The organism is Anatilimnocola floriformis (genome assembly GCF_024256385.1).
Taxonomy (GTDB): Bacteria; Planctomycetota; Planctomycetia; order Pirellulales; family Pirellulaceae; genus Anatilimnocola; species Anatilimnocola floriformis.
Genome location: NZ_JAMLFW010000002.1, coordinates 180232 through 206447, shown reverse-complemented (window position 1 = coordinate 206447; position 26216 = coordinate 180232). Strand labels below are relative to the sequence as shown.

The 26216-nt window shown below is 59.6% G+C and carries 17 protein-coding genes; 9 read left to right on the top strand and 8 right to left on the bottom strand.

Features of this window, described 5'->3' with window-relative positions:
• Positions 1-9: 9 nt before the first annotated feature.
• Positions 10-423, bottom strand: a complete 414-nt coding sequence (locus M9Q49_RS25525) for a hypothetical protein (RefSeq protein WP_254512120.1) — start codon at positions 421-423, stop codon at positions 10-12.
• Between the two features lie 390 nt (positions 424-813).
• Here M9Q49_RS25525 and M9Q49_RS25520 point away from each other — a divergent pair, with 390 nt between their 5' ends.
• The 4 genes from M9Q49_RS25520 (at position 814) to argF (ending at position 4587) form a co-directional block, all read left to right on the top strand.
• Positions 814-1041 carry a hypothetical protein gene (locus M9Q49_RS25520; RefSeq protein WP_254512119.1) on the top strand — a complete coding sequence of 76 codons (228 nt, stop codon included), beginning with the start codon at positions 814-816 and terminating at the stop codon, positions 1039-1041.
• A gap of 291 nt (positions 1042-1332) precedes the next feature.
• Positions 1333-2214: an acetylglutamate kinase gene (gene argB, locus M9Q49_RS25515; protein WP_254512118.1), complete on the top strand. Its 882-nt coding sequence runs from the start codon at positions 1333-1335 to the stop codon at positions 2212-2214.
• A 168-nt stretch (positions 2215-2382) separates the two neighbouring features.
• Positions 2383-3615: an aspartate aminotransferase family protein gene (locus M9Q49_RS25510; protein WP_254512117.1), complete on the top strand. Its 1233-nt coding sequence runs from the start codon at positions 2383-2385 to the stop codon at positions 3613-3615.
• Between the two features lie 51 nt (positions 3616-3666).
• Positions 3667-4587 (top strand): ornithine carbamoyltransferase, encoded by a 921-nt coding sequence (gene argF, locus M9Q49_RS25505; protein WP_254512116.1) that lies wholly within the window; start codon positions 3667-3669, stop codon positions 4585-4587.
• 135 nt (positions 4588-4722) lie between these two features.
• On the opposite strand, the gene M9Q49_RS25500 is transcribed toward argF, so the two are convergent.
• The 3 genes from M9Q49_RS25500 to M9Q49_RS25490 form a co-directional block, all read right to left on the bottom strand.
• The gene (locus tag M9Q49_RS25500; protein WP_254512115.1) at positions 4723-5844 is read right to left on the bottom strand and encodes an SGNH/GDSL hydrolase family protein; all 1122 of its coding nucleotides are present in this window, start codon (positions 5842-5844) and stop codon (positions 4723-4725) included.
• Between the two features lie 1348 nt (positions 5845-7192).
• The gene (locus M9Q49_RS25495; RefSeq protein ID WP_254512114.1) at positions 7193-8494 is read right to left on the bottom strand and encodes a prepilin peptidase; all 1302 of its coding nucleotides are present in this window, start codon (positions 8492-8494) and stop codon (positions 7193-7195) included.
• Complete coding sequence (locus M9Q49_RS25490; protein ID WP_254512113.1) at positions 8491-9027, bottom strand: shikimate kinase; 537 nt, start codon at positions 9025-9027, stop codon at positions 8491-8493. Before M9Q49_RS25490 ends, M9Q49_RS25495 begins: the two co-directional genes overlap by 4 nt.
• A gap of 376 nt (positions 9028-9403) precedes the next feature.
• Between M9Q49_RS25490 and M9Q49_RS25485 the strand changes: the two genes are divergently transcribed.
• From M9Q49_RS25485 to M9Q49_RS25470, 4 genes are all read left to right on the top strand, one after another.
• The gene (locus tag M9Q49_RS25485; protein ID WP_254512112.1) at positions 9404-12049 is read left to right on the top strand and encodes a hypothetical protein; all 2646 of its coding nucleotides are present in this window, start codon (positions 9404-9406) and stop codon (positions 12047-12049) included.
• Between the two features lie 94 nt (positions 12050-12143).
• Positions 12144-13553, top strand: coding sequence for a DUF1501 domain-containing protein (locus M9Q49_RS25480; protein WP_254512111.1), 1410 nt, complete (start codon positions 12144-12146; stop codon positions 13551-13553).
• A gap of 263 nt (positions 13554-13816) precedes the next feature.
• Complete coding sequence (locus M9Q49_RS25475) at positions 13817-15766, top strand: DUF1549 and DUF1553 domain-containing protein (RefSeq protein ID WP_254512110.1); 1950 nt, start codon at positions 13817-13819, stop codon at positions 15764-15766.
• A 29-nt stretch (positions 15767-15795) separates the two neighbouring features.
• Positions 15796-16095, top strand: a complete 300-nt coding sequence (locus M9Q49_RS25470) for a hypothetical protein (protein ID WP_254512109.1) — start codon at positions 15796-15798, stop codon at positions 16093-16095.
• Positions 16096-16110: 15 nt separating this feature from the next.
• Here M9Q49_RS25470 and M9Q49_RS25465 read toward each other — a convergent pair whose 3' ends face one another.
• Together M9Q49_RS25465 and M9Q49_RS25460 are read right to left on the bottom strand one after the other, a co-directional pair.
• Positions 16111-17625 carry a CehA/McbA family metallohydrolase gene (locus M9Q49_RS25465; RefSeq protein ID WP_254512108.1) on the bottom strand — a complete coding sequence of 505 codons (1515 nt, stop codon included), beginning with the start codon at positions 17623-17625 and terminating at the stop codon, positions 16111-16113.
• 171 nt (positions 17626-17796) lie between these two features.
• Positions 17797-20451 carry a zinc-dependent metalloprotease gene (locus M9Q49_RS25460; protein ID WP_254512107.1) on the bottom strand — a complete coding sequence of 885 codons (2655 nt, stop codon included), beginning with the start codon at positions 20449-20451 and terminating at the stop codon, positions 17797-17799.
• Positions 20452-20732: 281 nt separating this feature from the next.
• Between M9Q49_RS25460 and M9Q49_RS25455 the strand changes: the two genes are divergently transcribed.
• The gene (locus M9Q49_RS25455) at positions 20733-21794 is read left to right on the top strand and encodes a phosphotransferase enzyme family protein (RefSeq protein WP_254512106.1); all 1062 of its coding nucleotides are present in this window, start codon (positions 20733-20735) and stop codon (positions 21792-21794) included.
• Between the two features lie 10 nt (positions 21795-21804).
• On the opposite strand, the gene M9Q49_RS25450 is transcribed toward M9Q49_RS25455, so the two are convergent.
• Positions 21805-24987: a S8 family serine peptidase gene (locus tag M9Q49_RS25450; RefSeq protein ID WP_254512105.1), complete on the bottom strand. Its 3183-nt coding sequence runs from the start codon at positions 24985-24987 to the stop codon at positions 21805-21807.
• Between the two features lie 486 nt (positions 24988-25473).
• Positions 25474-26172, bottom strand: a complete 699-nt coding sequence (locus M9Q49_RS25445; protein WP_254512104.1) for a hypothetical protein — start codon at positions 26170-26172, stop codon at positions 25474-25476.
• Positions 26173-26216 lie beyond the last annotated feature (44 nt).

Below are 26216 nucleotides of genomic sequence, written 5' to 3'. Positions count from 1 at the left end.
GCAGGCGAGTTAGTAGCCGATGCTCGGCGGGTTGTTGGCGAAGTAATCGCGCGGGCCGCGAGTCGTGTAGTAGGGATAAGCAACCTGGGCCGCGGCCGGTCCTTGCGGGCCGTTGTATTCGCGGTTGAAGTGATGCGGCACGCCAGCCATGCCGCGCTGACCGCCGAAGTGGCCACCGTTGTCGTAGCCGTTGTTACCAGCGAAGCGTCCGTCGCCGCAGGTCTCGCAGTAACCGCCGTCGTACCCGCCCCCGCCGCCACCAGCGTATTGGCCGCCGGCATACTGGCCGCCACTGCAGGCAGCGCATTGTCCGGCGCCACCGCCGCACATGCCGCCGGGGCAGCCGCCACGCTTATGAATTCCGTTGCAGCCCGTGCTCAGGGCAGCCATGGCCAGGAGGGCCAGGAAGAGTAGATTGCGCATGACGAGGTCGTCCTTGATTCTGGGTCGCGGGCTGTCTGCGAGTTCGCAGCAATCGCGCTGGAGCCACGTTGCGGGCGCGGCATGGGCACGACTGGTACCGTCTTCATCGGCGCTGCCTACCGGAAAATTGACAAACGCCGGAAGTTTGGAGAATCCGGCATAACCGGGCGAGAAGCTGTAGCGATCGCGAAAACGCTGCGGCGAAAAGTCGCTAGCGGCTGCAGCGCAAGCGTCCCATTGTCGTCGATCACTCTGTGATCGATGGGTTGAGGCTAACCAGCCGCGCACCGCCGAAAGAGCCCCGCGACTTTCGGCCCTTCGGCGAGTGAATGTTGTTGCGGAGTGTCTGCGTTTAGAGAAATCGGCGACACTGGCAATTACACTCAGGTGATGCGTTTCTCTCTGCGATCATTGTTGATTCTCATGCTCGTCGCCGGGCCGCTCTGCGCTTTCGGTTGGTCCAACTGGCAAGCCTATCGAACTTGGCGCGAAGAGCAGGCAACGAAGCACGCCTTTGCCAAGAAACAAACGAGTCTCTCTTTAAAAGCGATCAAGGGAATCAAGCCCAAGCGATTGCCGCCGCCCCCGGCTGTGACCGGCCCAGACGATAGTCCGTAAACGCCGGTGAGGGAGCCCGCCGCAGGCAGATTTGCTGGCCACCGGGCCGTTTTCTCGCCGATTCCTGGCTCCTTTCTGCCCGGGACCACCGCCATTCAGCGGCTTTTCTTCAAAAATTCTCTGCTAGCGAGCGTTGACAGGGGGGCCCGTTCAAAGAACAATTTGCGGTTTGCGAGACGCCGCTCCCCGCCAGTCCGGTCGTTAGATCGACCGCTGGCAGGTCGCGGCGTTTAGCCGTTTCTGTGCCGGTGTTTTTCCGTGCTTTCCCTTGCTATTTGAGAGCCTCCTGAGTTGGAAGAAGCCATTCATAAGGCCGATGTGCTGATCGAAGCCCTCGGTTGGATTCGCCGGTTCCGCGACAAGATCACCGTGATCAAACTCGGCGGCAGCATCATGGAGCAGGAAAACGCCCTGCGGCACGTGCTGCTCGACATTGTCTTTATGGAGACGGTGGGCATGCGACCAGTCGTGGTGCATGGCGGCGGGGCTGCCATCGACCGCGCGATGGATGCTGCCGGCCTGGTGCCGAAAAAGATCAAGGGCCGCCGCTACACCGACGACGACACGCTGCGCATCGTTGAGGAAGTGCTCGCCGGCGAAATCAACGAAGGGATCGCTCGCCAGATCGAAGAACTCGGCGGCCGGGCGATGAATCTCAACTTCAAGACGACGAACGTCCTTTTCGGCGAAAAGATCACGCTCCCCGGCGAGAATGGCGAACAGATCGATCTCGGCCACGTCGGCAAGGTGACGCGCGTCGATCGCAACGTCATCGAAAACCTCTGCTACGCCGGCCAGGTTCCGGTCATCCCCTCGATGGCCCTCGCAGCCAACGGCGGCAAGCTGAACGTGAACGCCGACACGGCGGCGACTGCGGTTGCTCAGGCCCTAGGCGCCGAGAAGCTCATCTATATGAGCGACGTTAATGGCGTTAGGCGCGACAAAGCCAACCCCAATTCGATCATTCATTCGCTCACTGATGTCGAAGCGCGCGAACTTATTCGCACCGGTGTTGTCGATGCTGGCATGATTCCGAAAGTCGAAGCTTGCCTCGAAACCTTGGACCGCGGCGTGCGTAAAGTTCACATCATCGACGGCCGGCTGCGTCACTCGTTGTTGCTGGAAATTTATACGACGAGCGGTGTTGGAACGGAGTTGGTGAAAGCGCAGTAAGAATTTTGACTTAAAGATTTCCTGTTCCCTCGCCCCGCTTCGGGGAGAGGGTTAGGGTGAGGGGTCTGAAGCGGTGTGGTTGCATCCATTGCAGCACACCCCTCACCCCCGCCCCTCTCCCCGAAGCGGGGCGAGGGGAGCGAGAGATTGAGATTGGGAGAATCGCAAATGGCTTCATCGTCTGGTTCCACCACAGCTGGCCTCAGTTCCGCCGAGACCGTTGCTCTTTTCAAGCAACACGTTATCGGCAACTACACCCGCTATCCGGTCAATCTGGTTCGCGGCGAAGGCTCGTTTGTGTGGGACAGCGAAGGGCACCGCTATCTCGATTTCTTTCCTGGCTGGGGCTGCAATCTGCTGGGCCATTGCCCGCCGAAGGTTGTCGCCGCCGTGCAAGAGCAGGTTGCCACGCTCATCCACGTGCCGAACACTTGGCACATGGATGTGCAAGGGCGTTGGGCTCAGGCGATCAACGAGCGGAGCTTTGGCGGGCAGGCGTTCTTTTGCAATAGCGGCACCGAAGCTAACGAAGCGGCCATCAAGCTCGCGCGGTTGCATGCTTCGTCGAATGGCAAGCCGAACAAGCACAAGATCATCACGTTCACCGGCGGCTTTCACGGCCGGACGATGGGCTCGGTCACCGCGACCGCGCAGCCCAAGTATCACCACGGCATCGAGCCGATGCTGCCCGGCTTTATCTACGCGCCGCACGGCGATCTCGAAGCGACGAAGAAACTCGTCGATGAAGACACCTGCGCAATCATGCTCGAGCCAATTCAAGGCGAAGGTGGTGTAAAGCTGCCGCCGGCCGGTTTCTTGCAAGGCCTGCGGGCACTGTGCGATGAGCGCGGTCTGCTCCTCATTTTCGACGAAGTGCAAACCGGCTGCGGCCGCACTGGCGATTGGTTCGCTTATCAAAAGTACGGCGTGACGCCCGATGCGATGACGCTCGCCAAAGCCGTGTGCGCCGGCATCGCTGGTGGTGCGCTGATTGCCAAGCGCGAGATCGCGCCAGCCCTCCGTCCCGGCATGCATGCGGCGACCTTCGGCGGCAATCCGATTGCGGCTCGCGCTGGTATCGCCACGCTCGAAACGATCGAAGAAGAAGGCTTACTCGATAACGCCAAACAACTGGGCGCTCTCTTTCAGCGCCGCCTGACGAAGCTGCAACAGCAGTGCGATCTCATCAAGGAAGTCCGCGTGGCCGGCGTGATGATCGGCGTCGAACTGACGATCGATGGCAGTCCCGCCGTGGCGAAGTGTCTCGAGCGCAAACTCCTCATCAATTGCACGCAGGGAACGACGATTCGTCTGCTGCCGGCGATGAACCTGCCCGAAGAACAAGCCGAAGAAGGCTGCGACATCCTCGCCGATGTCTTGTTGAACCTGCCGCGTGCCTAGCGTTTAGTTTGGTCTTTCGTCCTCATCCTCTTTTCTTGAGGAAGGCGTTTTGTGAAACGACACGTTCTGACATTGTTTGAATTGACCGCGGAAGAAATTCACGAGGTCTTTGCTCTCTCGCACGAACTCAAACGCGATCTGGCCGCCGGCATCCGCGAGCCGATTCTGCCGGGCCGCGTCATGGCGATGCTGTTTGAAAAGCAATCGCTGCGAACCCGCGTCAGCTTCGAAACGGCTATGGCCCACCTCGGCGGCTCGACGCTCTTCCTCGGTCAGGACGTGGGTTGGGGCAAACGCGAATCGGCAGCTGACTTCTCGCAGGTCCTCAGCAGCTATGTCGACGTCGTCGTCTGCCGCACGACCGCGCATTCGCGCATCGAAGAACTCGCGCAGTACTGCACCTGCCCGGTCATCAACGGTCTCACCGACAGCGCCCACCCTTGCCAAGCCCTCGCCGATCTCTTCACGCTCGAAGAAATCCACGGCAAGCTCGAAGGGAAAAAGCTGGCCTTCATCGGCGACTCGAACAACGTCGCCAAGAGTCTCGCCGTTTGCTGTGCCAAGCTTGGTATGGAGTTCGCCGTTGCTTCGCCCAGCGGCTACACGTTCGATAAGCCGTTCCTCGCTGAACTCGAACGCGAAGTGCCCGGCGCGAAGCTGACGCAAACCGCCAAGCCGCGCGAAGCCGTCCGCGATGCGATCGGTGTCTACACCGACGTTTGGACGAGCATGGGGCAAGAAGCCGAAAGCGAACAGCGCAAGATCGCCTTCAAGGATTACCAGGTCGACGTCGCCCTGATGGAAGGCGCTCCCGAAGGCGCGGTGTTCCTCCACTGCCTCCCCGCCAAGCGCGGCGAGGAAGTCACCGCCGACGTCATCGACGGCCACTACAGCGCGGTGATTCCGCAAGCCGCGAACCGCATGCACGTGCAAAAGGGCCTGATTGCCTGGCTGCTTGGCGAACGGCCCTAGAGCAACATCTACCGTAGGCCGGAACAAGCGTACTCGTCGCGCTGTTCCGGCAGAGATGGCGATGGCCGGTTACGTTGCAGCTCCTGCCGGAACTGCGCGGAGTACCGCTTGTTCCGGCCTACACACTCGCCGCAATCACTTCACCAGTGGGCCGAGGATCTTGTTGAACTCATCTGCCATGCGGAGGAAGCCGAGGTCGGTGGGGTGCGAGCCGTCGACGGTGTCTTCGCCGTCGACGCCGAGTTGGTTGTCGCCGGCGAGGTAATGCAGGTTCTTATCCTGCGGCTGGAGTTCAGCGAAGATCTTCTTAAGTGCAGCCCGACTGGTGACGTTGCGCTGGGCGCGATCGCTCTTCAGAAAGGCATCGCCGTAGGTGCGGTCTTCGGCGAGCACGATGGGCGTCGTGGGATGAGCCTTGCGAAGCGTGGCGACGAGCGGCGCGGTGTTTGAAGTCACTTCCGCTGCCGTCATGTTCGGCAGGCAGTCGATGACGAAGACGGCAGCCTTGATGTCGACGAGGCAGTTGGTGACTTCGGCTTCCATCTTGCCATTGCCGGAGAAGCCGAGGTTGATGACAGGCCGATCGAGGCGGCGGCCGATGATGGCGGTGTGCACCATGCCTGGCCGCGACGCACAGCCGCCCTGCGTGATGCTGGTGCCATAGAACACGATTGGTAGCGCATGGGCTTCATCGCGAACAAGCTGCGCGATCTTCGCATCCAGAGCCACGCCGATTTCGACTTGCGATACGCCGTTGTACAGCGGCAGATACAAACAGTAATCGCGCTCCGTCGCCGGCAAGCCCGTCACGAGCGCTGCCGTGTGCGTCGTTCCTTCCTTCGGCTGACCGACGCTCAGCCAGCGCCATGTTCCTTTTTCATCGCGCACGTACAGATCGACGCCGCTCACACCCGTAGCCGGCATGTGCGGCATGGCAAGACGGTTGGAAGTGTTCGTCCAGCGGCAATGAATAGCCGGCGATGCGGTGCGAAACCGCACGCAGATGCCCGCTGAATTGCGGCTCAAGCTCCAGACCGCATCGCGAACCTTCCCCTCGGCCCGCGCCGGCAAGCGATCGTAGGGAGCTTTCACATCGCTGAAGGCTTGCCCTTCGAGGCCGATCGCACGCGCGTCGTACCAATCGATCTTGGCGGCCTCATCGCGCTTGGCCTTGGCAGCGTCGATGATTGTTGCCGTGTCAGCAGCAGTGGCGACGAGAGGAAAGAGAAGGAGTGACAGCGCGATGCGATAGAGCATTGGGGGCTGGGGGTTAGGAACTAGGGGCTGGGGAAAGGCTGTGAATACTGTGCACGAGTTTGCGCCCGCAAGCAAATCTTTTCCTCTTCGGCCCCTCACCCCGACCCTCTCCCCGGAGTACCGAGGAGAGGGAGTTCGCCGCACTCCATCTGCCCTCGTCTCCCGCCCGTCGCCTTTCCTTCCCCAAGAAATGATTAGAGCCGCTGTAGACATTGCGTCGTAGCGGCTCTTTCTCGTTGTTATCGTTAGCTAGAGTGCCGGCATCTGAGCAGCGGGGACATCGTGTCTGCTGGGTTCAGGCGGCTGGCTTAGCCGAGGGGCACGGACCGGAAAAGCACTTAAGCCTTCTTGGTCGCAGGAGCCTTCTTCGAAGCCTTCTTAGCCTTCTTGGCAGCCTTCTTCGGGGCAGCCTTCTTAGCAGCTTTCTTCTTGGCCACAGCTACATCCTCCCTTAAGGAAAATACTGGTGAGCATGGGCGGCGACCGAAACAGTTCGGACCGCTGGAAACTCACCGATCTACAGATGCCCGACCCGTCGCAACGGGGCTTGAGTGTTTGCGACATCCCGTCTGTCACTCGCACTCAAGCAGGGGCGTCTGATAACTCCCTGCGTTAGTGACTCGCGGACTCGAGAAGCAAGTTCTCTCGTCACTCTTGGTCGTGCTGATTGATCCCTTTCGGTTTCCTTCAGCTCAACTTTTTGTGGTCAAGTGTCGTTGACTGAGTCATCGACATTTTTTCCACGCGAGTTGGTATTAATGTTGCGAGTTGATAGCAAAACGTCAAGAGGAATTCTCGCGCAGCGCGACAACATCGAGCAAGATTTCGGTTGCGCACTGCTCATCGCGCGCGTTGAACGACGCGCAGCGCGCGTTACTCGCGCGATAAAAAACGGTGAGCGCGCAACGACTCGATGAGGCATGTTCAATCGCCGTCGCGCTGATCTTCGTAAGCGTGAAAAGATCTCTGCGCACACTCGTGCAGCGCTCGCACTAGGTTGCGCTGCGCATCTTCTTCGCGTGCAAAAATATTAATAATCACCGGTGATTACGCAAATTTCTATCGTCGCGTTCGTAGTGAGCGAACGCGCGCACGCGATGTTCATGGCGATTGATTCGCGCGGTGCGTTTGCGGTTGTGGAGTGATGCTCATTCTTGCTGCGTGATGTTCATCGGCGTCGCGCAGAGCGCGCTTGGCGATGCGCGGCGCGCGAAGTTTCGTCGCCAGCGCGCGCTCGATGCGCGATCGCAAAAATATTTTTTTGTGCGCGCGATTTTTTGTTCGTTCGTGGTCACTTGGGCAACGCTACTTTGCGCATTTTCAAATCACGAACAGTGCAAGTGGCAACTCAGCGCGCGTGTTTCGACTCCGAATCGTCATCGATCTCGGGTCCAAAGATCAGCGTGAGGACGTACGGCTTGATGAGTCGCCAGAGCCAGAGGAGTCCGGTCATTGCCAGAATGAACGAGACGAGCATGCTGGGCACGAGACCAGGCATCGCGAAGAAATCGCGCGAGTAATGTTCCCACAGCGCGACCCACGCCACGATGACGATCACGGCAGCGAGAGAAAGGTACGGACCAAACGGAATGTGTGGTCGACGGGTGATGATGGCGTTCAAGACGGCGATGATCACGGCAGCGAACGGCGAGACGAAGAAGACCAGCAGCGATGCTTGCCAGCCGAGGGCCACGCCGACCATCGTCATGAGCGTGGCATCGCCGAAGCCCATCGCTTCTTTGCGCAGACCGATCCAGCCGCCGACGCGCACGGCCCACACCAAGCCGCCCGCCGTGCCGAGGCCGACGAGTGATGTTAATAGCGAGTGCCAGTGCTTTCCGCCGTAGAACCACACCGCTGCCGTGGCAGCCGACATGAGTACGAACAATAAAATCTGTGCTGGCAACAAGTTGCGATACTTCGGCCGATGCTTGGGCCGCAGGCGAACGAGGCTCTCTATATATAGAGAGACCGACTTGAGCCAGCCGTAACGCAGCGTCGCCGTGCCGTGCTGAATGGCGGCCCACCAGAGCCAAAGAATTCCCAAGCCGATCGCCAGTCCCTGCCACTCGTCGAGCATATTCGGCCAGAGAACTTCTGGTTTGGAATGCAACAGCAGCGGTTCCATCACCAATCCGCCTTTGTTGAACACGCTCGGCAGATGCGACGTCGGCATCGCCGTGGTCATGATCAGCAGCAGGATCGCACCCCAGAGCGTGATGGCATCGGGGATCATCAGCTCATCGAAATCGATGAACGTCGCCGCCGTCAGCAGCGCGATGAGCACCGCATGCACGGCGAACATGGGATACCAGTCACTGGCAACTGCCAAAAAGGCATGGTTCGCGCTGAGCAAACCGTTGTTCGTCTCAAAATGAAACAGCCAGACCATTCCCGCCGCGTAAGCGAGCTCGATCAGTAGCGGCCGAATCCAAAACCAGCGGCCGTGAATCTTCTCTTCACGCCGTAGCAATATCCAACCGACGATTGGCAAGCAATCGAGCCAGATGCGCTTTGGATTACCTTTCGCTGGTGTTAGCCAAGGACTGATCGGTCGCCAATCGTAAGCGAGGCCATAGATGGCAGCGTTGATGAGCGAGCCAACGCCGAGGCCGACGATGAAGATCAGCAGATCGCGAAGGAGAATCATGAACGGTCGCCTTCCTGCGATTGAAACCAGTCTGCGATCACGGCGGCAATCTTCGGCGGCGAAATATCGTCGACTTCGACAATCGTATCCGCCGTCGCCGTGTAGAGGGGTTCGCGAATCGTCAGCAAGTGGCGCACTTCATCAATGCCGCCAGCCGCTGTCAAGTTCGGCCGACGTTCGCCAGTCGTTGGATCTTGTTCGATGCGTTGCAGCAAAGTTTCAGGGCGGGCTTTCAGCCAGACAATCTTTCCCGCCGCTCGCAGTGCCGCGCGATTGGCTTCGCGCAAGATCACGCCGCCTCCCCAAGAGACGATCAGATCAGTGCGCTGCGATAGTTCCCGCACGGTGTCACTCTCGCGATCGCGGAAACCAGCTTCTCCTTCGGCGGCGAAAATTTCGCGGATGGTTTTGCCCGCCGCTTGTTCGAGGTGCTCATCGGCATCGATTGCGGTCCAGCGCAATAATTCGTCGAGCAAGCGAGCGACCGTCGTCTTGCCGCAACCGCGATAGCCAATGAGATAGAGGTTCGACATGGGGGAGAGGGGTTAGAGGTTAGGGGCCAGAGATTAGGGGAATACAGGAGGCAATCACGCGGTCCAATCATCATCGGTATTCAATGGCATCGCATTTCCCTAGCCCGCAGTTCCTAGTTCCCAGCCCTCATCTCTTTCTAGCCGGCAAAGTTTACCACTCTCCGCTGTCATTGCAGTGAAATCAGCGTGGCAACTTAATCCGGTCGCGGAGGTTGCCCCTCGCGGGCCGTTGTAATTGACGGTGACGTGCCGGACGTACCGATTTTACTGTTAGGAAGGCGTCGCCGTGCGCCAACCGGCGCATCTTTCCCTGCGCCGCGGTTCTGCCTTGGTGGGACTGCATTGTTCGGGCGATTGTTGGATCCGGAGCCGGGTGATGAGCCGACTTGTCCGTCGCTTTTCCTGGAAGTTGTTTTTGCTCGTCGTGGCCCTCGCTGCGCTGAGCCTGAGTGCGCCCGAAGCCTGGCGGCGCTATCAGGCCCGGCAAGCATCGTCGCAAGATGCACTCGCTGCGCTCGAGCTTGCGCACTCGCAATCGCTGACCAACGAATCGCTCCCAGCCTTTGAATTGCCAGAACTCCCCGCCGAAACGCCGGAATTCGCGCCGGTCGCGATCGAGCCAGTCCGCAACGACTTCGCAGCCTTTGAAACACCCAAGCAAGTTGCCAAGACGGGACCCGTCGTCGCTGAACAGATCGATAACGATCCTTCGCTGCCCGAATCTCCCACGCGCACGGCGGTGAAGGTCGAACCCGCCATCGAATTTGAAAAGCCCGCTGAGCAGCCGCCGGCTGAAGTTCCAGCGTTCACTCCTCCAGTCGAAGTGCCAGCCACGCCCGCCGAAGTGCCGGTTCCTTCGCCTTCGCCGTCTCCCTCGCCGAGCGAGCCGCGCACGTTGCCCGACGCAGCAAATCATTCCACGCTCAAGCCGAGCGTGCCGCCGGATGTTGCTCCCGCGCCAGAAAACGCCTCGGCTGGCGCTTGGCCGCATGCCACCGCGCTCGTAGCTCAGTTGCGTGAACTCGCCACCGAAGAACCCAACGTGGCTCACTGGGCACAACAGACCATCACGCAGCTCGAAGACCTCGCCAAGGTGAACTCGCTCGCCAGCCCGCAGGTCGGCAATATTCTCGATCAACTCCACGCCCTGTCGCTGCAAGCCCGCGAACTGGCCGTGCCGCTGAAGTCCGACAATCAACGCTCGCGCGTCCTGCGCTCGGGTTACGCCATCGTCCGCCGCATTGCCGTTTGGCAGTTGGCCCACGCGGTTGCTTTTGAATCGGAACATCGCCAGACGGCCACGCCCAGCACCACCGAGTGGACCGTTTGCCTCACGCAGCTCGAGCAAAAGTTGCAATCGATTCCTGGCGGCTCGCCGTGGATCACTTACTTGCGTCTGCCGCAGGCTCGCAAACTATCGAACTCAGAAACTTCTGCCACCGATCGCCGCGACTTGGCTCGCGATATTCTCCGCCGTTTGAATTCGACGCAGTTCGATCCGCAGCAGGGAGATTTCGCCGAGTCGCCGGTCTTCTTCGAGCTGATCGCCAGCCTTAAGAACTGGGCCGACGAACCGGTCAATCTCACCAGCGTGCTGCAAGCCATTGAAGATTACGAACGGCAAGACCTGACGGCAGAGAGCACCGCGCTCGCCGAATTTTATCAGCACATTCGCTGGTCGCCGGATAAAAAGCTCGCCGAACTGGGCGACACCATCAACAGCTATTACCGCAACGGCAACGTCCGTGTGGCCATCTCGGCGGAACTCGTCAACCGCTTCCTCCCCAAAGAAGCCCGCATGGCCGAGTACGTGCAGGACTACATCCAAGGCGCGTATGTCGAAGGTAATAGCGAAGCCAGCACTCGGCTGCGGCTCGTGCTGCTCCCCGATCGGCTCCGCTGGCGGTTGGGGCTCGAAGCTCAAGGTGAAGTGGCTTCGGACACTTCCTCTACGAAGGGCCCGGCAACGTTCTATCAAAACGGCACGTCGCACTATCGCGTGCGAAAGATGTTGCTCGTCGATCGCCGCGGCGTGAAGCTCTTCAATGCCGAAGCCGAAGCGAATGCGAATAACCACCTCAACGATTACGAGACTTCCTACGACAGTATTCCGATTCTCGGCAGCATTGCCCGTGCGATTGCTCGCGATCAATACGATGCCGCGCAGGACTCCGCCCGCGCGGAGGTCGAAGGCAAGATTCGCGGCCGCGCCACGACTCGCATCGATCAAGCCGTCGCCGAACAGCTGAAGAAGGGCCAAGAGAATTTCAAAGTCAAACTGCTCGAGCCGATGCGGAAGCTCAATCTCGAGCCCGCGCCGGTGGATATGGAAACGACCAACGATCGGTTGATCGCTCGCTACCGCTTGGCCGGTCACGAGCAACTCGCCTCGCATACGCCGCGGCCGCAAGCTCCGGGCGATAGCCTGCTGAGCGTGCAGGTGCACGAATCGGCGTTCAACAATCTGCTCAACCACTTGAACCTGAGCGGCAAACGCTACGAACTACGTGAGCTGCACAAAGAAGTCACCTCGATCTTCACGGCCAATCCGCCTCCGCCGCCAGACGATCTGCCAGAAGACGTATACGTCACGTTCATGGAAAGCGATCCGATTCGCGTCGATTGCGAAGATGGCCGAGTTCGTCTCACCATCCGCATCAAGCAACTCGAGCACGGCAAGAGCAAGTGGCAGAACTTCACCGTTCGCGGCTACTACGCGCCTTATTCCGATCAGCTCGAAGCCAACCTGGCCCGCGATGGCGTGATCGAATTGATCGGCGAACGACTCCGCGTCGGCGACCAGATTGCCCTCCGCGGCATCTTCAGCCGCGTGCTGTCGCGCAACCGCACGCTGAACCTAGTGAACAAGCAGATCGCACTCGCGCCGGAACTGCGTGACCAGCAAGTGACGCAACTGGTGATTCACGACGGCTGGATGGGCGTGGCCTTAGGACCAAAGCATCCCGAGCGGAAGACGATCGGCGTGACACGGGTCAAGCAGAAGGATGGCGAAACGCGCTAATCGCTGGAGCGGGATTTCGATTGCCGTCGTCCCCTTCCTTCACGCATAATCAAGCCATCGCAAAACGATCCGCCCTCCCCGCCGGTGACGTTCGATGGCTCCCACCTTCCCGCTCGCGACTTCGCGCCGCCAGTTCCTCTCCACGGCTGGCGGCGGCTTGGGTTTGCTCGCGCTGAAGTCGCTGTTGGCCGAAGAAGCCCGCGGCAGTGAGTCGCCGAAACAACAGCCTCACATCACGCCGCGCGTGAAACGGGTGATCTGGCTCTTCATGCACGGCGGCCCTAGCCATGTCGATCTCTTCGACTACAAGCCGGAGCTGATCCGGCTCGGCGGCAAACCGATTCCTGATTCGTTCGGCGAAGTGATGACGCGGCGCAAGGTCGCACAGAACCCGCTCCTGCCCCCCATCATGCCGCTGCGGCAACGGGGCGAGAGTGGTCATTACGTCAGCGATTTGCTCCCCGAGACCGCACAGGTCGCCGATGATTTATGCCTGCTGCATAGCGTGTGCGGCGACAGCGTGAATCATCCGCAGTCGGTTTATCAGATGAACACCGGCAGCATTCTGATGGGCCGGCCGAGCGTCGGCAGCTGGGTGGCGTACGGCCTCGGCAGCGAGAATCGCGACTTACCAGCCTACGTCGTGCTGCCCGATCCCGGCGGCGGCGTGAAAGGTGGTCCGCCCGCCTGGGGCAGCGGCTTTTTGCCGGCCACTTATCAGGGCATCACCATGCGGCCCGGCAACTCGCCGCTGCTCAATCTGAAACCGCCGCCGCAGATCAGCGATCCCCAACAGCGAGCCACGCTCGACCTGGTGCAGCAATTCAATCGCGAACATCTGACCGCCCGTGACGGCGACGATGAACTCGCCGCGCGAGTCCGCGCGTACGAACTGGCCTTCCGCATGCAAAGCACGGCGCCGGAACTCGTCAACATCAACGATGAAACGGCTGAGACGCAGCGGCTGTATGGCCTTGATGAAAATCACACGAAGTCATTTGGTCAGCGCTGCCTCCTCGCGCGGCGGATGATCGAGCGCGGCGTGCGGTTTGTGCAGGTCTATTCCGGCGATACGAACGGTTGGGATGCTCACAACGATGTGACGCAAAATCACACGCAACATTGCCGAGCGACCGACAAGCCGGTCGCGGGACTCTTGCGCGACTTGAAACGCCGCGGCTTGTGGGACGAAACACTCGTCATCTGGGGCGGCGAGTTCGGCCGCATGCCGATGAGCGAACAAGGCAAAGGCCGCGATCACAACCCGTGGGGTTACACCGTTTGGTTCGCCGGCGGCGGAGTGCGCGCCGGGATGCGTTACGGTGCGACCGATGCGGTTGGCTTGCGCGCGGAAGAAAAGCCGCTGCCGGTGCGCGACCTGCACGCCACGATCCTGCATCTGCTCGGTTTGAAGTTCGACGAGTTGACCTATTATCACAATGGATTGGAAGAGCGATTGACCGGCCCCGCCGAAGCGAATGTCGTGCACGAGGTGCTGGCATGAGCTGGAGGCGCGCGAATGAACTCACGCAAAGACCCCACCGAGCTTGCCTCGGTGGTGAATGTGATTTTGCACTAATAACGCAAGTTTTAAATCCCGCCCCTGCCGACCTTGTGTCGGTAGAGCGCATGATTGCGGTGCTCAATCACTCGCTCCACCCGCACGAGGCGGGTGGGGGCGAAGCAAGTCTCGCGTTACATCTGGTGCAGAATCAACGCTCCACCGAGCAAGCTCGGTGGGGGCGGTTTTCAATTCCGTTGATTAGCTTGGCTCTTCTATTCGCATTTTGCTCGATCATCATCGCCCAAGAAGACATCGCCGATACGAAGCGCGCCATCGTTCCCGACGAACGGCCGATCGTCGAACCGCCGATCACGGCCAGCGATCGCGAGCATTGGTCGTTCGTGCCGGTGAAACGGCCGAGCTTGCCAGAGGTCAGTGGTAAATCAGCGCAGCAACCTATCGACCAATTCATTCTGCAGCAACTCGCGGCGAAAAATCTCACTTTCACTGCCGAGGCCGAACGCGGCACGCTGCTGCGGCGACTGTCGTTCGATATCCTCGGCCTGCCGCCAACGCTGGAGGAACGAGCGGAGTTTCTCGCTGATGCGGCTCCGGATGCTTATGAACGGCTCGTCGATCGTTTACTCGCTTCGCCCGCGCATGGCGAACACGTCGGTCAAGCCTGGCTCGATCTGGCTCGCTTTGCCGAGACCGATGGTTTTGAGCACGATCACGTGCGGCCGAACGCTTGGAAGTATCGCGATTGGGTGATCGGCGCGCTGAATCGCGACTTGCCCTACGATCGCTTTCTGCAACTGCAACTCGCCGGCGATGAGCTGCTGCCGAATGACGAGCAAGCGCGAATCGCGACGGGCTTTTGTCTCGCCGGGCCAGACATGCCCGATGTGAACGACCAAGCCGAGCGGCGACACAACTTGCTCAACGAAATGACCGGCATGGTGGGGTCCGTCGTGCTTGGCTTGCAGGTCGGTTGTGCCCAGTGCCACGATCACAAGTACGATCCCCTTAGCCAGGCCGATTTTTTTCGCCTGCGGGCCTGCTTTGAGCCGGCCGTCGAACTGAAGAAGGACAAATCGACCGAATGGCTGAAGGAAGTGGGCAAAGTTGACCCCGCGCGGCTGTGGATCCGCGGCGATCATCGTCGCCCCGGCACAGAACTGCAGCCAAACATGCCGCGGATTGCCGCGGCGAACGATAAATCTTTCGTCGCGCTTCTCTCTTCCGCTCCGCAAGAGCTGCCCGAAACAAAGAAGACGTCGTTCCGTCGCACGGCAGCAGCCCGCTGGTTCACGCAGCGCGAAAATCCGCTCACCGCCCGCGTCATGGTTAATCGTCTTTGGCAACAACACTTCGGCCGGGGCTTGTCGGCTACGCCGAGCGACTTCGGCACCCTCGGCGATTCGCCTTCGCATCCCGAACTGCTCGATTACCTCGCTGATGAATTCGTCACGCGCGGCTGGAGCATGAAAGATCTGCGGCGGCAGATCGTGACGTCCGCCGTTTATCGGCAACAAAGCTTGCGCGGCGCTGAAGAAGAAACTACCTGGCAACTGCGCCTGCAGGCTGATCCGACGAACTCCCTTTTAAGTCGCTATCCGCGTCGCCGTTTGCAAGGAGAAGCGATCCGCGATTCGCTATTGTCCGCGGCTGGCTTGCTCGACCGGGCAGCCGGCGGACCGGGAGTGTTACCGCCGTTGCCACCCGAACTGACGACGACGCTGCTGTGGCATCAATGGCCGACTAGCAAGCGCGAGGGAGATTTTTATCGCCGCAGCGTTTATATCTTCGCGCGTCGCAATTTGCGGTATCCGCTCTTCGATGCCTTCGATCGTCCCGATGCGAATGCCAGTTGCCCGTCGCGGATTCGCTCGACCACTGCGCCGCAAGCGCTCCTCATGCTCAACTCGGCCCAGGTCCTGCAATTTGCTCAGCACGCGGCCGGCCGGGTTGATCCGCAGTCGCCTGCTGAACTGATTCTCTTCACGCTCGGCCGGCCAGCAACTGCCGCTGAAGCACAAACGCTCGAAGACTTCGTCGCGAAACAAACGACCGCCAATGCCGAAGCAAAACGCAAAGAACCACTCGCGCTGCCGCTTCCTCGCGATTCGCAAGTGAACGACGCCCGCGCAGCCGCCCTGGTGCAAGCCGCATTGGCGCTTCTCAACAGCAGTGAGATGATCTACTTGGATTGAGCCACCTGTAAGAAGCTCGCGAACTCCTCATGCAAATCCTCGCCGTCGACAAGCCCGCCCTTCCTCCCTTTGAAATGCCAGCGCGGTTTCGGCTGGAGATCGTCTATTTCATGACGTGCCCCGGCGAGCGCGGCGCACCGGCGAAGCTGGGTGAGAACGAATACTGGATCGATCACGACGAGGCGCGGCAGTGGCTTGATGACCTGGTGGTCTGCGTCGTCTCGCCCCTCGATGCAGCAGCGAAGGCCGAGATTCCGCTGACCGAAGAGCACGAAGCCTGGTTGCAATGGCTGCTGGCCAACGACGTGAAACACGTGCGCGTCGTTTAAGAGATCCAGCGCGCCTTATTCCGCGTTGGCTTCGTTGACCTTCTGCTGCCAGAAATCGCGGGCCGCGCGGATTGGCGTCATCACGGCTTGGCGTTCATCGCCGTCGGTCAGCGTGATGCGGCGGGCGCGTTCGGTCAGCCAGTCGAGAAAGAACTGCGCCGACTTTTTGCTGACGGTTGGTTTGTAGCCGATCTCGACGTAGTAGGGCGCGGTCAGTGCAAAGCGATACGTCTTCTGCGCATTCGTCACCGCGCGCACGGCCATCCAGCCGCTCCGTTCGAACTTCACTCCCGGCAATTTGCCGCCGGCTTTGGCCAGTTCGTCGAGTCGAGTTTCATGCACGACGCGACCGTCCTGAATCACTTCGAGGTATTCAATTTTCTCACGCGTGGCGAGGTTGAGAGCGATGCTCAATTCAACAACGCCGCTCTCGGCTTGAAAGACATGGCCGGGGGGCATGCCGTTGACCAGCAGCCGCAGCAGCGGACCGTTGGTGATCACGGTGCGGCCTTCCTTCAAGCCTTGCCACCAGTTGTCGGGCGTAAACTCATTGCAATAAACATACGCACGGTTGTAACCGGCGGGATTCGCCGCGATGCCGCTGCCACTGCCAGCCGCGGGGGCGATGCGCAGGCCGCAGTTGAGCAGATGAAAGTAAACCGTCTGCGGCCAACGACCCACGTTGGCAGGACCGCCGAAAGAGGATCCCTCGCGCGGTTTTTCCCAAGCGGGAGCGCTGCGCAGATCTTCGCGCTCGAACGTTTCGCTGGCGATGATCAAGGCATCGAGCTGACCACCCGCGACCAGCGCCGGCAAATCCCAGAGCGTCGCGCTGCGAGCGCACACAAATGCTGGCGAATGCTCGCGAGCTTGCTGCGCGATGGCGAACGGCCCCGGAAACTCCTTGCCGGCATCTTCGAGCTTCAGCGGTTCGGTCAAACGATGAAAAATCAGTGATGCCCCGGCCCGTTCATCGCGAGCGCCGAACAGATACTGCCAGCGATTGCCGGGAGTGCTGAGCTGCGATTCTTTCGGGGCGGGCTTTTTGTCGAATAGACTTTTCTTGTTCCAGCTGGTGACATCGGCGGCCAGGTCGAGTTCTTCGGCCCGCATCAGCAGCTCGAGGTCGGCCGGTTCGCGCGTGAGATGCAAATCACCGGCGTACCAGTTCTCTTTGCGCATGTTGACGACGCGATGCAGATCGACGGTCTTCGAATCTTCCGCATCGCGGTCGATCTCGAAATTGCCGTAGCGAATCTTGTATTCCGGGCCGTGCTCCATTTCGAACGTGTACGAGCCCAGCGGCAGTTCGAGCGTGATCTCGCCATCGAACACGAAGTGATCGTGGTAGTAGGGAATCTTCGGTGGCCGCACGGGCTTGCCGCGCGAGTCCTTCAAGTGCATGCGAACAGCCAGCGGTTGGTTGGTGTCGCGATCGATGGCTTTGATCGTGAGCTCACCCTTGTTCGCGGCCAGGGCAGCGAGCGAGAGTCCAAAAAACACGGCGAGTGAAAATAGAATTCGGTTCATGACGAAGTTTACGTCACGAAAAAACCGCCGTAGGCGAAGTCACTCCGTGACTCGCAACGGCGGTTTGGCGTCGAACGTCGGAATTTCCATTGCGGGAAGTAGGGCTTTTGGCGGTTCTAGGAGCGAATCGCCAAAAGCGCGTTGCGGGTCACGGAGTGACCTCGCCTACAACTACGGGCTGCTGAGGCTCAAGCGGGCGTTCAGCACCTTTTGGATGCGGCTGCTCGATTCTTGCAGGTGGGCTCGGGTGTAGGTGTCGAGCTTGCCGGTCATTTCGCCGTTTTCCAGCACCTTCTTGATCTTGCTTTGCAGATCGCCCAGTTGCATGTAAGCCACCGTCTGGCAGTCTTGCGGCGCACTCGTGTTGCCCATCGCGATTTGCGAGAGGCTCTTGAGGTACGACCGCTGCAGGTTGCGGCGGAGGCTGCCGATGGCGGGTTTGCGGTTGCTGTATTCGCCTTCTTTAAAGCCTTCGACGTCGCTGAAGATGCTCTTTGTCAAACGATCGAGCAGTTCAGCCGTCGTGACCACATCGGCGTCGGGCGACGACTTGAGTTCGGCGTCGTGCATCCGTTCGAGCGTGACACCCGAGAGGAGTTGCGACAGCACGCGTTCCTGCCACATCAATACAAAGTCATGCACGCCGAAGTCCTTGCGGATCGTGTTCGTGGCGCCCCAATGGCTCCAGTTATTCCAACCGAGTTGGTTGTAAATTTCTGGCGGGAATGCGAACGGCTTGTCGCTGAACAGTTTCTTGTCGAGCAGATCGAGCACATCGCGTTGCAGCTTGGCATCGACGGGTTGCACTGGCGGCTTGCCGTCTTTGTCACCCTTGTGGCTGCGGCTGGTCTTCAAACCACCCACTTGCCGCGAGGCGAAGAACAAACCCTGGCCAGCTTGGGCCACCACCACGTTGAACGTGCGACGGGCTTGGGTGTAATCGTCGCCTTCTTTCGTCGTGCGATCGATCAAGCCGGGGATCAGTTCTTCGACCATCTGCAAACGGTGCTGGGCGAATTCGATTGGGTTGGCGCCGAAGTCGAAGCGGTTCGAGTCTGGATCGGGATCGATGCCGCGAGTGTCTTCGTCGGTGCTGTAAGCGAGGGCTGGTTCACCGCTGCGAGCAGCAATCTTCTTCAGCTCGGGCAACTCAGCCGTCGTACCACTGCCGAAAGGCTTGTAGCCGTATTCGATGGCCCACACGTCGTACGGACCGACCGTGGTCGGATAGTAATCGCCTTGCTTCTCACCCTTGCCGACGATGTTGGCCGGGTTGTAATCCATCACCGAGGCGACCATCGCGCCGCCCGATTTGCTCGGGTCGTTCAGGTCCTTCAGGCTCAGCCACTTGCTGGCCTTGAAGTTGTGACGCAGGCCAAGGGTGTGACCCACTTCGTGCATCGTCACTTCTTTGAGGGCCTGCATGAAGAACTTCTCCATGTTTTCAGCCGTCAACTTCGGATCTTTCTCAGCCGCGAGAATGGCTGCTTCGCCGCCGGCCAATTGCATGGCCATGCCGCGGTTGAGAGCACATTCGGGCAAGGCAAACTTCGGGCTGAAGATCTGACGGATCTTTTGCTCGCTGACATCGCTACGCGGCAGATCGAGTTCGCCACCAGTCATCGCGGCGACGGTCGCCGGCGTGAAGGTTTCGAATTCATCTTTCCACGAGCTCAAAAAGTCGGCGTCGAAAATAATGTCGGCGTCGAGAATCTGACCGGTGTAAGGATTGACCCGCGATGGCCCCATGGCGAAGCCGGCGTTCGAAGTGATCCAGCGGAACGTGTTGTAGTTAATGTCTTCCGGATCCCAGGTCGCATTGTCAGGCTGACGTTCGACGACCATCGCATTCACGAAACCGGCAGCTTCGAAGGCTTTGTTCCATTCGTAAATGCCGTCGTAGATAGCCTTCTCGTACTTATACGGAACGGTCTTTTCGATCCAAAACTTGATCGGCTTGGTCGGCGGCGAGAGCTTGGCGTTCGGGTCGCTCTTCTGCAGATCCCAACGATTGACGTAGCGAACGAACTGATCGCGGTTGCTCTTGCTGCTGAAATCCTTCACGGCCGTGAGGAAGTAACCGACGCGGTCATCGGCCAAGCGCGGCTGGTACGAACCGCCGGTCGGAATCTTGCTGATCGAGTAGTGCACGTTGATCGTCACGCCACGGCTATCGGGCACGGTGTCGATGTCTTGCGTGCCGCTCGAGGCATAGGTCGCGGCAACTTCCAGTTCCATGTTGTTATCAAAGCCTTTCACGGCGGCGAAGGAGCTCTTCGACGGCGAGAAGACAAAGCCTTGCAGCACCTGACCGATTTGCGGCAGGTCGCCCATGAAGACCGAGCTCAGGTCGACCAGGTCACCACCCTTCGGACCTTTGACGGTCGTCGGAATGCTGAAGAGGACGCTGTCGGTGTAAGCGTTGCGAACGGCGCGGGCTTCGGGCGAGTTGCTCGCGGCTTTGAAGCGGACGTTCTTGCGAATGATGTGAACGTTGTCGTCGACCTTGCGGAACTGCCACACCCAGTCGTCGCCAAAACCCCAGCTCATGCCGCCGAGGAGCGGGCCCTGGGCGATACCGCGGCTGATCGAAATCAGCACGATGTATTCCGAGCCGTAGTCGCCAGGCTGCAGTTCTACGAACAGGCTGTTTCCCTTCTGGTGCAGTTGCAGCAGACCGGGAACCGACTTGGCGTCTTTCAGCACGGCGGCGTAAGGAGGCGCGGCCGGTTTGTCTTGAGCGCTGGCCGAATTGCAAAACAGGACACTCGAAAAGACGACTGTCGCCATCAGGCACAGCGTACCCGCCAGAATCCGTCGAAGCATTTGTCTTACTCTTTGTTTGCCGCGAAACGTGTCAGTCGGCGATGAGCCGCTGAGCGACGATCACGAATCAGATTTTGAAGTACCGACCCTTTTGCGACCGTTAAATATACCCCAGCTGGCTTAGTTTGCCAGAATTCGGGCAAGATAGGTCAGAAAATGGATTCCCGCAAAAGGAGGCAGTTTCGGTTGCGGGCACAATCTTTTTCTACGTTACCAGGCTCAATTCTGTTCTAATCGCTACCGTCGGCGTCTCAACTCGTTGCTGCTCACCGTTGCCAACCATGTCTTCCGACACCGTATTTCCAGTCGTTGGGCCTGCCGAAGCCGAAACCGTGCTTCAGCAGTTTGCCGACTGCTGTGCCCGATTTCAGCTGCAGTCGGTGGCACATCAGGGGTTCAGTGGGGCTCGCATTTGGAAGGTGGTTGCCAGCGATCCCCGGTTTCTTGCTCCCCTTTGTCTCAAACGCTGGCCCGACGATCATCCACCGCCGGCGCGGTTGCCCTGGATTCACCAGGTCCTGCTGCAGGCCCGCGAGCGGGGAATTTCGTTCGTGCCCCAGCCGTATTTCACGCGCGGCGGCCAATCGAGCTGCGAATGGAACAGCGCCACCTGGGAATTGATGACCTGGCTGCCAGGAGAAGTAGAGACCGCCCCCCAGCCGTCGCCACAGCGAATCACGGCTGCCTTTCGGGCCTTGGCCGCCTTTCATCAAGCGACAGCCGATGTGCATCAATCGTCCGGCAACGCCAATCAGCCGGCGCCTGCAATCGCCGATCGCCTGGCTCGGTGGCGCGATCTAACCGGCGGCGGCAGCGAGCAGATCCAACAGGCTTGTCAGCGGCGCAGCATTCCCGCCCTCGATGATCTGGCCGCCCTCTGGCTGGCCCGCCACGCAAAACTGCCCGTCAGTTTGACCAGTCGCCTGTTTGATGCGGCGAAATTAACGCTGCCGTTGCAGCCCGCCATTCGCGATCTGTGGCGGGATCATGTACTGTTCGACGGCGACAACGTCGCGGGCTTTATCGATTTCGGCGCCATGCGGATCGATACTCCGCTCACCGACATCGCCCGCCTGCTCGGCAGCCTGGCCGGCGATGATCCGGCGCTCCGCCAGATTGCGATCGACACTTACTCCGCAGCCAACCCGCTCTCCGCCGCCGACCGCGACGTGATCGACCTGCTCGATCACACCGGCGCCATCCTCGCCGGCTGGAATTGGCTCGAATGGCTGTACGTCGACGGCCGGCAGTTTCCATCACTGCCAGCCGTTCGTGAACGCTTCACCACGTTGGTAGGACGGACCATTGGTCCGCCCGGGGTCGTAATTTCCGCGGACGCTTAGTACGGCCCTCTTAGTACGGACCCGCTGAGAAGTTTGCCACAAAGTAAGTCACCGCATCCCGATCGGCCGAAGTAAATGAGCCGTCCCCATCGACATCGAGATAGGTATATGGATAGGTCCACGGCAACGTGTGCGCTCCGTAGATAAAGATCATGTCGTCAACGATCGTCTTGTCCGTGTTGTTCACGTAGCCGTCGTTGTTCACGTCCGCATATCGGCCAGAGTTCTGATAGGTCGCACTTCCTTGCGTCCACGTTTCGGTTGCTCCTACTACCGAGACCATGCCGCCCGAACTCACCACGCTGGGCGAGACGGCAAACGACAGGTTGTAGTTGCCGGCTGCCATCGTCAAGTTGTTGAGTTTCTCCACGATGAACGTGCGGTTGTCGGAGGACGGATTCGAAATCGTCGCAGCCGACGTGCCAAAACCAAACCGATTCGAGCCGCCATTCATTGTCAGCGTCAGATCGGCCAGATCAAAGAAGGCGACTGGCCGACTGAAGGTAACCGCGATCGACGAGACCATCGCATTCCGCGGGTCGGGTGTCACGGCGGTTATGGTGGCAACCGGCGCTGCGCCTCGATCGGTGAAGAACTTCATCGACGGCGTGGAGTAGTAGTTGGTCGGGACCGGACTGCTGTTGCGCTGCATCTTCATCGTCACCGTGTGATAGCCGTCGGTCGGCATTCCCGGAGTCAGGCTGTAAGCCGTTACTCCAGGTGAGAGTTGCTGAATCGCCCGCGGAATGCCATCGATAAAGAGCGTGATCTTCGAACCGGCAGCAATCGGATCGACATTTCCCGTGAAGGTGGGTGTCGTGTCGGTCGTGGCGTTATCCCAGTTGTAGACGCCCGTATCGCTTGCAGCGTCTAGATCGGGAGTGATCGTCGGCACGAATGACGCCATGGGATCGACATACACGTCGCAAACGGTTGAGCGTATCGACCAGGCCGGGCTCGTCGACAGCCGTTTGATGGCGACCGAATAGAGCATAGTGTCGACAGTATTCGTGGTGGGCGGATTGAAGGTGTAACTCGTCACGCCTGCCCCGAGCTGCTGGGTTTGGATGAGCACTCCGTTATTGAACAGCCCCACAAAGCTCCCGGCGCGGGCGGTGCCGGTGAGTGTCAGGTTCGTAAAGGACGTAACATTGTCGGTCGACGACATGCCGTCGTCTTTGGCCGCGATCAGGTCTGGCGGGCTCGGCTGACCGGCTGCATATCCAGCTTCCAAACCGTTGGCCAACCCCCAGCCGGTGTTGTAGTCGTAAACACCATCCGACTGCATGTCCTTGGCAGTTTGCTCGAGGAGCGAGAGCACCTGCGCGGGACTCAGATTTGGGTTCGATTGCTTCATGAGCGCCACCAGACCGGCAATGTGAGGCGCTGCTGCGGAGGTGCCGGTGAAATTCGGCTTCGATCCCAAATCCATCGGATCATCGGTGCCGAAGAATGTATTGTCGACGTTGCTCGGGGCCACAATGTCTGGGGTGTTGCGATAGACCGGCGCCGGCAATGCTACGCCAAACTTATCGAAGTAAATCGGCACGTAGCCTCGTGATGAATAGAACTCCAGTGTCGGCGGCGTACTCGCGGGAGTGGAGTCGCGCGTGGAAGCCCCGACGGAGATCGCTCCCGCGGCATTGGTGTGACCGAATGCCGTCCCTGCATTGGATGGATAGTCGGTAATGGTGACGTAGGGATTGTCGATGACGTACTTGATGGTCATCGCGCCGTAGAACGTCGTGGCGCGGGCGATCACGAGATTGGCATTGAAGGCAGCCGACCCTCGATTGTCGATATAGATGAACTCAAACGGGTCGCCGGCGTAGTTATTGTTGGTGCTGCTGTAAAGTGGAATCGTCCCGGCGGCGTTGTAGACCAACAGATCAAGATCCTGCTGTGCGCCGAGGCTTGTGGGCGCTTCCGACTTATACGGCTCTTGCCATTGCAGCGTGATTCGCACTTCTTGATTCGCTGGGATCGTAATCTGCTGGAAGGCATCCACGCCTAGGCCGAAGTTGAAGTCCAGCAAATCCATGTTGCCGCGGCCGTAGTTGCGTTGCACTCCCGAGACATCAAAGCCGGTGCTTTCGTAGGACTGCTTGGCTGCATTTCCCGCGGCGGAAATGTAAGTGACACCGGCCGCGACCACTTCATCGACCTTCTGAGCGATCGCACCGTCTTGGAACATCGGTTCGTCGTAGAAAATCAAGTCATCGACAATGATCGTCGCGCCGGCATCCTTTAGATCCTGAATGGCTTCGACCATCTTGGCTTTGGTGGGAAAACCCGTGTGAAATTTCAGCGTCGCCTTGGGGGCGATATCGTGAATGATCTGCAGCATGGCTCGGCCTTCATCCGAGCCGACGTAGGTGTCATCCAGCAGACTGACGGGAGTGGTATTGCCATAAGGATTCGTCGTGCCGGGCAGATCGCCGGAGGTCACATCGTTGGGAGCTTGAATGGCTCCGCCCTTCCGGTTGTAGCTGTCCGATATGACACCCACGACGACTCCCGTGCCATCAAAACCCAATTGGGTCCGGAGCGCGTCGGTGTAGATCGACATATCGCCCTGCGTGTTGGCGGCGCCGATGTGCGAGCCATACGCCAGCGGAGCTGCCTGGGCGTAGGCCAAACTGGATAGTCCTGCCAAATCGCGGATGCGGTTCATTGGCAACCAGGCCGAGATACTCGAACCCGCGATGGTCAGCCCTTCCGACCCGAGCGTCTTCAAATCGCTTGCCAGCACCGAAACCGAACCAGTCGTGTTGGCTTCGATCAGGATTTGGTCGCCGCGAACACTCAGGTTCGACAGGTGCGGAGTAAACTTGCCCGCGCTCCCCAGCAGTCGAGATTGATCAAAGTCGTAGCCGATCTGCGCGAGATCTCGATTGAGCCGAGTCGATTGATACGCCGCAGGCGCCGTAAAGGGGCGGGCAACGAACTGACTGCCGCCACCCAGCAACACCGGATTCGTCGGGAAATTCTCCGCTGCTCCCGCATTCAGCGCGGGCGTGTCGGTAGCAAAAATCCGCTCGAGTGGCTGGGGGTTGAGCACCTGCACCGAGTCGACTGCCATCAACTCGCGACCTTCGAGTTGTTCGAGGAACAATCGGCGGTTGCGGCTCGGGTGAGGCCGATTGAGTTGGGGGCGACGACCGGATTCATTACCGAAAGAGGCGCGCTTCATGGCCTGAGTCCTTTAGGCTGCCAAGGAGAAAAGCATCGGCGTGCCGAACCAGAGGAGCGCCGATGGCAGGAGAGTTGTGGCAGCAGCGGGGAGCAATCTAGCGAGTCGCGCGCGCAAAAATCAATTAGCAGAGGGCGGTATTCTTATAATATTTATTTATTGGAAAACTTATTAGTCCATCAGGGTCATGACATTGTTTGTCATGCGCAGGCAAGATCCATCTCACACATGAACGGATGAAGTTTTTTTGATTGAATCGCCGTGCGATTGCCGCGAAATTTGCGATGGCGGCAGCTCCCTGAGAGTGGGAGGCAATCAAAGATTCGCTCACATGTTTTATAAGCGACTACGCCGAACGAGCTATGTTGCTAAAGAAATAGCTCGCCGATTCGCGGACGGACGACACAGGTTGTCATAGGTCCATCCGCAGTGATCACAACAATCCATCATCGCGCACCGATTTCATCGGCAGCGACAGATCGTCAGCTACCGCAGCCACAGACCGCGGACCGAATCGCTCCAGCTCTTGGGCGCTGGTGGTGCGGCAACCGGAACAGGCGCGGGAACAGCGCGGGGCGTCGGAAGCGGCGGCGCGGCGTGCATGGCGGCGGGTTGCACACTGTAGAGCTCGTCTTCTTCGAGCTCGGCCGAAACTTGTGCGATCGCGCTCGGCGGCAACGTGCCGACCGGTTTGACGGTCATGGCAGCGACGACCGGCAGCTGCGGCAGTTCGGTGCCAGGTGGTACCGCGACCGATTGCGCGTGGGCCTGGCAGTTGGGGCAAAGGTTTTCGACGACCCATTTGTAGCTGGGGATGGTCTTTGTGATGGTTTTCTTCATCAGCTTTTTGCGCGTGTGAATCTTGGCGCAGCAGCCGGGAATCCATTCGTTCCAGACGAACTTGTGCGGCTGATAGCAAACGCCCTTGGCATCGGGAGTCTTGTCGCACTCTTCGCAAACCATCTCGCAGTGTTGCGAGCAGAGCTTGCTCGGTCCAGGCACGCAGAAGTCTTCGCACTTGCAGCCCCAGCAGGTGATTTCCACCTTCTTGGTTTCGCAAACGAGACGGCAAGTCTTCTGACAGGCGTCGACACAGCCACAGTGATCGCAACCAAAGACGGTTGACGAGTGGGCAGCCACGACGGCTAACACCGCCAGAGCGGCCAAGGAGAATCGAGACAACATGGGTCGGTTCCTGAGTCGGGTTTGTGTGGCTCGGAAAGTGCGAA